This window comes from Leptolyngbya sp. PL-A3, assembly GCF_039962325.1.
GTDB lineage: Bacteria > Cyanobacteriota > Cyanobacteriia > Elainellales > Elainellaceae > Vacuolonema.
In genome coordinates, this window is record NZ_JAMPLB010000135.1 from 1 (window position 1) to 7,211 (window position 7,211).

At 43.5% G+C, this 7,211-nt stretch carries 4 protein-coding genes; 1 reads left to right on the top strand and 3 read right to left on the bottom strand.

Annotated elements, in window-relative coordinates; translation table 11 throughout:
- Positions 1-1,508: 1,508 nt before the first annotated feature.
- Positions 1,509-3,248: a calcium-binding protein gene (locus NDI52_RS34475; RefSeq protein ID WP_190770874.1), complete on the bottom strand. Its 1,740-nt coding sequence runs from the start codon at positions 3,246-3,248 to the stop codon at positions 1,509-1,511.
- A gap of 386 nt (positions 3,249-3,634) precedes the next feature.
- Between NDI52_RS34475 and NDI52_RS34480 the strand changes: the two genes are divergently transcribed.
- Positions 3,635-4,438, top strand: coding sequence for an MOSC domain-containing protein (locus NDI52_RS34480; protein WP_190770873.1), 804 nt, complete (start codon positions 3,635-3,637; stop codon positions 4,436-4,438).
- 40 nt (positions 4,439-4,478) lie between these two features.
- On the opposite strand, the gene NDI52_RS34485 is transcribed toward NDI52_RS34480, so the two are convergent.
- Together NDI52_RS34485 and NDI52_RS34490 are read right to left on the bottom strand one after the other, a co-directional pair.
- Positions 4,479-6,362: an ATP-binding protein gene (locus NDI52_RS34485; protein WP_190770872.1), complete on the bottom strand. Its 1,884-nt coding sequence runs from the start codon at positions 6,360-6,362 to the stop codon at positions 4,479-4,481.
- Between the two features lie 412 nt (positions 6,363-6,774).
- Complete coding sequence (locus NDI52_RS34490; protein ID WP_190770871.1) at positions 6,775-7,116, bottom strand: response regulator; 342 nt, start codon at positions 7,114-7,116, stop codon at positions 6,775-6,777.
- Between the last annotated feature and the right edge of the window lie 95 nt (positions 7,117-7,211).

The window sequence follows — 7,211 nt, forward strand, 5'->3', positions numbered from 1 at the left end:
GGGAGGTGATTGAAGGAGTGAAATTCAAGGATGGGATCCGAGTAGACCCAAAAACCGACATCAGCAAGAACGCCGCTTAATCTTTCTTCGTACACCAGATTTGACGATAACTCCTATATTGAATGCTCGCCCACTCAACCATTCATGCACTGACGTATCTTCAGGAAATTTGCTAATGCATTCTGATGTGTAGCTACGAAATTGTTTAACCTGCTGTAAAAGCCCTACTAAATAGGCAGGGCATTTGCAAGAGATAACTTCAGCAAACTGACAAATTATCATTAACTCGTCATCAGACAATTTCGGAGAATTTAGCCTGACATAAGGCTGTTCAGAAGGTGAAGTCATAGTAATTTCTTGCCAGCTATAGTAGCCAATCTGGAAGTAGAAATGTGGCGCAAATCAAGCCAAACTTTATAGAATTTACCTTGTGAAGAAGCAGTAATTATTGTATCTACACCCTGGTTCATCAGAGAAGATGCAAGATTTAGCCCCTTACTCCGCTCGTCTTTACAAAAGCATTGATGTAGAACGTAAAGTCTTCCACCAAGAAGCATCCCGGTCAAAATATAACCCTCAGCAAAAAAGGAAAATGTTTGAACTATATCCTCTTGAATAAATTTTGGAAGAGAAGCTAAAGATGACTGAAGCACTAGTAAGAAGCTGAGGCTTGATTACAAAATTTATTATTAGGGAGGTGTGGACAGAAGCTTCTATACCCAAAGGAGTATTATGGGTAGATTCATGATCTCTTCATCTAAAATCAAACCTCCAGAAGCCTGTTTGGAGGAGAATTGCGTGTTACTCAGCCTTCTGGGTAGATCTTTAGGAACTTGCTGTCAAATAAAGTTTTGGAGAAGGGGCGCAGACTTCGCCCGCCCCCCTTCTCCAAAACTTTATTTCTTCACTAAGACCGTAGAAGAACGGGATGAAAAATAGCCAAACTTTTTTAAGGAAGTCATTGTAAATACAGACTGAAGACGAGAGAGACGATAGAAAATGTATTTTCATCAGCTTGTTAAAGCTTCAATACTCAAGCGAGTGTTACGTCTCCATAAAAGGCTCTATGCTTCCAGTTCAATAAAATATCTTTGAGCGTATTGTTCCGAATTTGTAAGTCTTCAATTTTATAAAAACAAAATTCTCTCCCGCTGCCTCAATAACTTCAGCGATGAGCTTCTATCTCTGTAACCGGTTAGAGCGCACTCTCTGTGGTAACTGGGAAGACAAGGGTAGAACATCAAGTGGCGATCGCTGAGCCTTAAACCTTTTCACCACATAACCGAACTCTACTTTTAGGAGGATGTCTAATAATAAAATGGTTGCGAGACTGTATATAGCAATAGTGCCAATTATTCCTGTCTCCTTACACCGTAGTTGGGCCTGCGGTTTTTTATTTGGATGACATACCGTTATGCCCTTCAAACCGGACAGTTCATTTCCGAAAAGCCATGCTCCGCGAGGCCTTTCAAAAATAAACTGTCCTACCCAGACGGTGCAAGGCTATATCAGCCGACCACAAAGTCAGCTGCATTAATTTGAGCCGCTGAAACACCCGTTAGTAAGGCTAGAGGGTTACTCCCAACTTGAATTAGTGTGTTGCTTCCTACTTGAGTAATTAACAAATCCCGGAAACGTAGGCCACCTGTTAATACAACGCGATCGCTTCCATTTTGAAAGTCAACAATGGTATCTCGTCCCTGACCACGAGCTAAAACAAAGCGATCGGCTCCTGCACCTCCAAGCAGTTGATCTGCCCCTAAACCTCCCTGGAGCGTATCATTCCCGCCTGCACCATTCAGAACATCACTACCATCTCCACCGTATAGCTCATCAGTGCCTGCTCCGCCAAGTAGGCGGTCATTGCCCGCTTCACCCAGCAAGCTATCATTACCAATGCCACCCTCCAAACGGTCACGCCCCGTACCACCCTCTAAACGGTCATTCCCACCGTTACCTAGCAATATATCGTTGCCACCAAAACCCCGGATTGTATTTCCGATAGCATTACCACGCAAGGTTTCACTACCATTCGTACCGTCAATGACGCTGTTGGGAGGAGGCAAGGGAATGGAATTGAAAATGTCATAGCGATCGAATACGAAAATGGTGTAATGAGTCAGGGCCAAGTTTGGAGTCAACGTTGCGATGTTAACTTGAGCTACACCACCAATTCCATCCGGATCAAAGAACAGGCGACCTGTGGAAGATTGGTAGATGACGCGATCGCCTGCATCCAAAGCACGGTCGCCAACCCGGAACTGGTCTCCTCGCAGAATTGTATTGACCGTTAACCCTGTGTTTGAGTAACCCGACCCCAAGCCCGGCGAGAAAGAGCCAGGAGCATAGAGAGCAATCGTATCCTGTTGCTGATTAAAATCTGTTATGCGATCGGTGCCATCCTGATTCAAGCGGCTGAAGACAAAGCGATCGCGTCCGCTTCCACCAGTCAATACATCACGACCTCCATCTCCACGCAAGACATCGTTATTATTGCCCCCCTGCAATGTGTCATTCCCATCAATACCGTTGTTATTACCTGTGCTTCCATAAAGTTGGTCATTGCCGTTTAATCCTTGAAGCCTGTTCGCCCCATCGTTTCCAAAAATAACGTTATTCCAGGCGTTCCCTGTGCCATTAAGACCAAGCCTCAGTTGAAGGTTTTCAAACTCGCTGGTCAGGGTATAAGAATTGATATTGGCAATATCAAATTCGATAGTGTCAATATCGGTATTGGCACCTGTTTCAATAATCTCATCCGATAAGTTATCCCAGTGATATCGATCATTTCCATTACCTCCAACGAGGCGATCTGCCCCCGCACCACCACTCAGATAATCATCTCCATCACCCCCCTCAATGGTGTCATTACCAGCCCCGCCAAATAGGCCATCATTGCCTACACCACCAGAGATCGCGTCATTACCGTTATTACCAAAAATAAGGTCCTGACCATCACCACCTAACAGAGTGTCATTGCCCACATGGGAGATCTGGTCGTTCTCGTCAACTCCACCAAAGATGACATCGTTGCCACTGCCACCCTGGATGCTATCGCTTCCATTTCCTCCCCATAAAGTATCATCACCTCCTCCTCCATCAAGTTGATCATCGCCATCGTTACCTTCGATCAAGTCAAAATTTTCACCCCCGAGCAATGTGTCGTTACCGCCATTACCTATGAGGGTATCTGAATCATTAGCACCCTCAAAAAAGTCATTGCCATCATTGCCAGTGAAAATTGCCATAAGTGTATTTACGGATATACATGAAACAATAATTACTATATCCATACTCATCTTTTCCAAAAACAGCAATAAAAGTTAAATAATAGTTTATTCAGATTTCTTTAACGAAGCCTAAGAACAGGATATAGCCGTTATTCTCACCCGTTCAGGTAATAGAAAATCGTATTTTTTGATGGTATAAAACTATGCTTCACAATGAATGAGGGATTGTTGGAGCGAATGGAGGAGACCGGTACTGATAAAGGTGGCGATCGGTTTGGATAGCATGTGTTAGCGAAACAGACCGACAGGCAGGCACAAGCAGAACTCCGACGCATTTTTAAGTGAAGCTTATGAGGGAAACAGTATAGGATAACGATTGTCAGACAGAGTCAAAGGGGACAATAGTGACACGCATTGCACTGAGTGAGTTAAATATTTATCCGATCAAATCAGCAGCAGGAATCTCCTTGCAAACAGCAGAGGTGGAATGGAAGGGACTACGAGCCGATCGCCGCTGGATGTTGGTGAATGAGCATAATCGTTTCATCACTCAGCGCCAAATACCCAAGATGGCACTTATTGCAATAGCCTTAGAACCTGATCACCTGTTTATTACAGCCCCCGGTATGGAACCATTAGTTGTTCCTTACTCTGTAAGCGGGATTGAGCTAGAAGTTGAGGTCTGGGGCGATCGCTGTCGAGCTATTGTTGCGGGAGAGCCTGCAAAGGCGTGGTTCAGTCAATTTCTGGACATTTCCTGCCAGTTAGTTTACCTGCCCGATGACTCAGTACGTCTGGTTGATCCGAATTATGCAATAGACCATAGCCGAGACCAAGTAAGTTTTGCCGATGCCTTTCCATTTTTGCTGATCTCAGAAGCTTCATTGCAAGATCTCAACAGCCGATTGACGACACCTGTGGCGATGAACCGATTCCGTCCTAATCTAGTCGTTAAGGGCTGTGATCCATTTGCAGAAGATCAGTGGCGCAAAATTCGTATTGGATCTGTGCTACTTCACGTAGTAAAACCTTGTTCTCGTTGTATTGTCACTACAGTTGAACAAACAACAGGTGTAAGAGGACAAGAGCCATTGCAGACTTTAGCAACCTACCGACTTCAACAAGGTCAAGTGATGTTTGGGCAAAATCTACTGCATGCTAATCTAGGCTCTCTTTCAGTAGGAGATGAGGTAGAAATTTTAGATTAACTCAATCCTGAAGTCGAACATCTCTTATGTATCTTTAGCTTTAGGCAACAGATATGTGTGACTTGCTCGATACATCATGGGCTTGCTGAATCGGAAGCTGCATAATAAACTTCGTTCCTTCACCTGATACCGAGAAACACTTTAATTTACCACCATGTTTCTCGGTAATAATTTGATAGCTAATCGGCATTCCCATACCTGTTCCCTTACCCACAGATTTTGTGGTGAAAAACGGATCAAAGATCCGCTTTTGAACAGATTCAGACATTCCCGTTCCGTTGTCAGAAATGGTAATGCCTATCCATTTTGAATCAATCATAGAAGTTTGAATGACGATCTGGTTGGGGTTTTCTTGAATTTCTAGATAGGTTCGCTTGCTGTTAGCTTCCTCTAGCGCATCAATGGCATTTGCCAAGATGTTCATAAATACCTGATTGATCTGACCCGGGTAACACTCCACGAGCGGAAGATTACCATAGTCACAAACAACTTGAATGGCTGGGCGCTCTGGTTTATCTTTCAAACGATGCTGCAAAATCAGCAATGTACTGTCAATCCCTTCATGAATATCCACAGCTTTAAAGTCAGCTTCATCCATGCGTGAGAAATTACGAAGTGACAACACAATCTGGCGAATACGATCCGTGCCAATCTTCATAGAACTTAGAATTTTGGGCAGATCGGCTTGAACAAACTCGATATCCAAATTTTCTGCTTCTGCTTGAATTTCAGGTACTGGATCAGAATAATGTTTCTGGTAGAGCTGCACGTAGTCTAATAAATTGTAGGCGTACTCTTGTACATGCTCCAGATTGCCGTAGATGAAGTTAACAGGATTGTTAATTTCGTGGGCTACTCCTGCTACCATTTGTCCCAAAGCAGACATCTTCTCATTCTGCACCATTTGAACTTGGGTGCGTTTTAGTTCTTCTAAAAGTTGTTGCAACTGAATATTTTTATCATTAAGCTCTTGGGTTCTTTCTTCAACTTTAGACTCAAGTGTTTGACTATAGGTTTCTAGTTGTTCGTTCGCTATTTTTTGCTGCTGTAGAAGCTGTTTAACGGCATGAATCAGTTGGTTGAAAGCATTCGCAAGTGTTCCAATTTCATCATCTCGTTCGATTGTTGCTTGTATATCAAAATTGGCTTCTTCAGTTGATCGTTGAGCAACACTTGTCAAGGTTTGAATGGGTCGAGCGATCGCCCGGCTCGTCAATATGGCTAGCAGAACTGCCATTGCTACAGATAAAGCAATACTTCCAGCCACAATTTCTTGGGCAATAATACTTGTGTGTTGAAATTCTTCTTCTGCTTTACGTGATTCGTTGTAAGAATTGCTAATAAGCCCTACTAGATCATCAGACATTCCATCAAACTTGAGCGCTAAATCACTATTTGTAAAATCTAGTAATGAATCTTCAAACTGCTCCGCATCCTTAGATGATGCCAAATTATAGGAGTGGCTTACTTGGACTAAATTATCTATTTTCTGAAAATATTGATCTGGAACGTTGTTATAAGTTTGAAGAAATTTTGGTATTTCCGTCTGATGTATATCATTTACCCAAGCAGTTTCGCGCCCTAAAAATACCCGAAGTTCACCTAACGTTTGCTCAATTTCAGCTTTATGAGTCAGCATATGAGTATATTCATTCTGAAAATCCTCCGGGTGTTGTAATAAAGGAATGAGCTGTTGTTGGTGAGTCCGCATTTGGAGAATACCAGCTTGTAGCCGATGGAGGAGCTCTACTTCACTACGTGTGTGGTCTTCTCGTGCGGCAGCTTGCTTGTGATAATGATTGCCAATGCCAAAGCCTGCAATTGTGCCAGAGACAGCAATTCCTAGAGCAAACGCATATCCCAAGCCAATCTTTTGCCCGACTCTCAGGCTAGATAACCATTTTCCTAAACTCTGCTGTTTCATAAAGCTTTCTAGCGGTGCTCTAAATAGGTTTAGGGTTCCCTGTGCCCCTATCGTTCTAACGTCCCCAAGCTCATGCTCCGCGCGTTTCTGAGCCTTTCAGCTCATACGCTTTACGGGATTAGGTACAGGGGAGCATACAGCATTCTATGATCTAGGGCGTGCTCTAAAGCTCGCCGGAAGGGTTATTTCTAGAGCCATTTTCCTATCGCTTCACGACAGAAAAATGGCTCTTCTGTGTTTTGATGCAAGATCTGAGCATATAGCAATGCGGAAACGCCATTTCTTCTATTATGCGCATTGAAGCTGATGTGATCTCAGGAAATTTCTACACAAGAATTTATCCTTCATGTGAGGACTTTGCATTCTTCGGGACAAAGTCCCCACATGAAGGAGGTAATTTTATTTCTTGGTCTCATATCAGATCAGCGATCGCTTTGATTAACACCTCTGGATCAACGGGTTTAGCGAGATGCTGGTTGTACCCTGCAGCCATGGCCTGTTGACAATCGATCTCCCCTGCATAGGCGGTAAGAGCGATCGCCGGAATTTGACCGCCTTGCTCAGGTGGTAACACTCTCATCTGTCGTAAAAGCGTATAACCATCCATTTCTGGCATCCCAATATCTAAAAGGAGAATATCTGGTTTCGTTTGAGCAAATATTTGCAATGCTTCCAGGGCAGAAGAGACGGCAATAACAGACGCGCCCGACTGCTCCAGGATAAAGGTCGCTAATTCCAGCCCTCTAAAGGTCATTTGAGAGCTTCTTAATATTTTCTATCATCCCTGTTATCACTGGCTTTCAGGCTTCTATTCTAAAAGCTGAACGTTTAACACCCACGTTTGAGCCA

Excerpts from the sequence above, each read along its gene's own strand:
- NDI52_RS34475 (WP_190770874.1), bottom strand. The coding sequence starts at position 3,248 with ATGGCAATTTTCACTGGCAATGATGGCAATGACTTTTTTGAGGGTGCT.
- NDI52_RS34485 (WP_190770872.1), bottom strand. The coding sequence starts at position 6,362 with ATGAAACAGCAGAGTTTAGGAAAATGGTTATCTAGCCTGAGAGTCGGG.
- NDI52_RS34490 (WP_190770871.1), bottom strand. The coding sequence starts at position 7,116 with ATGACCTTTAGAGGGCTGGAATTAGCGACCTTTATCCTGGAGCAGTCG.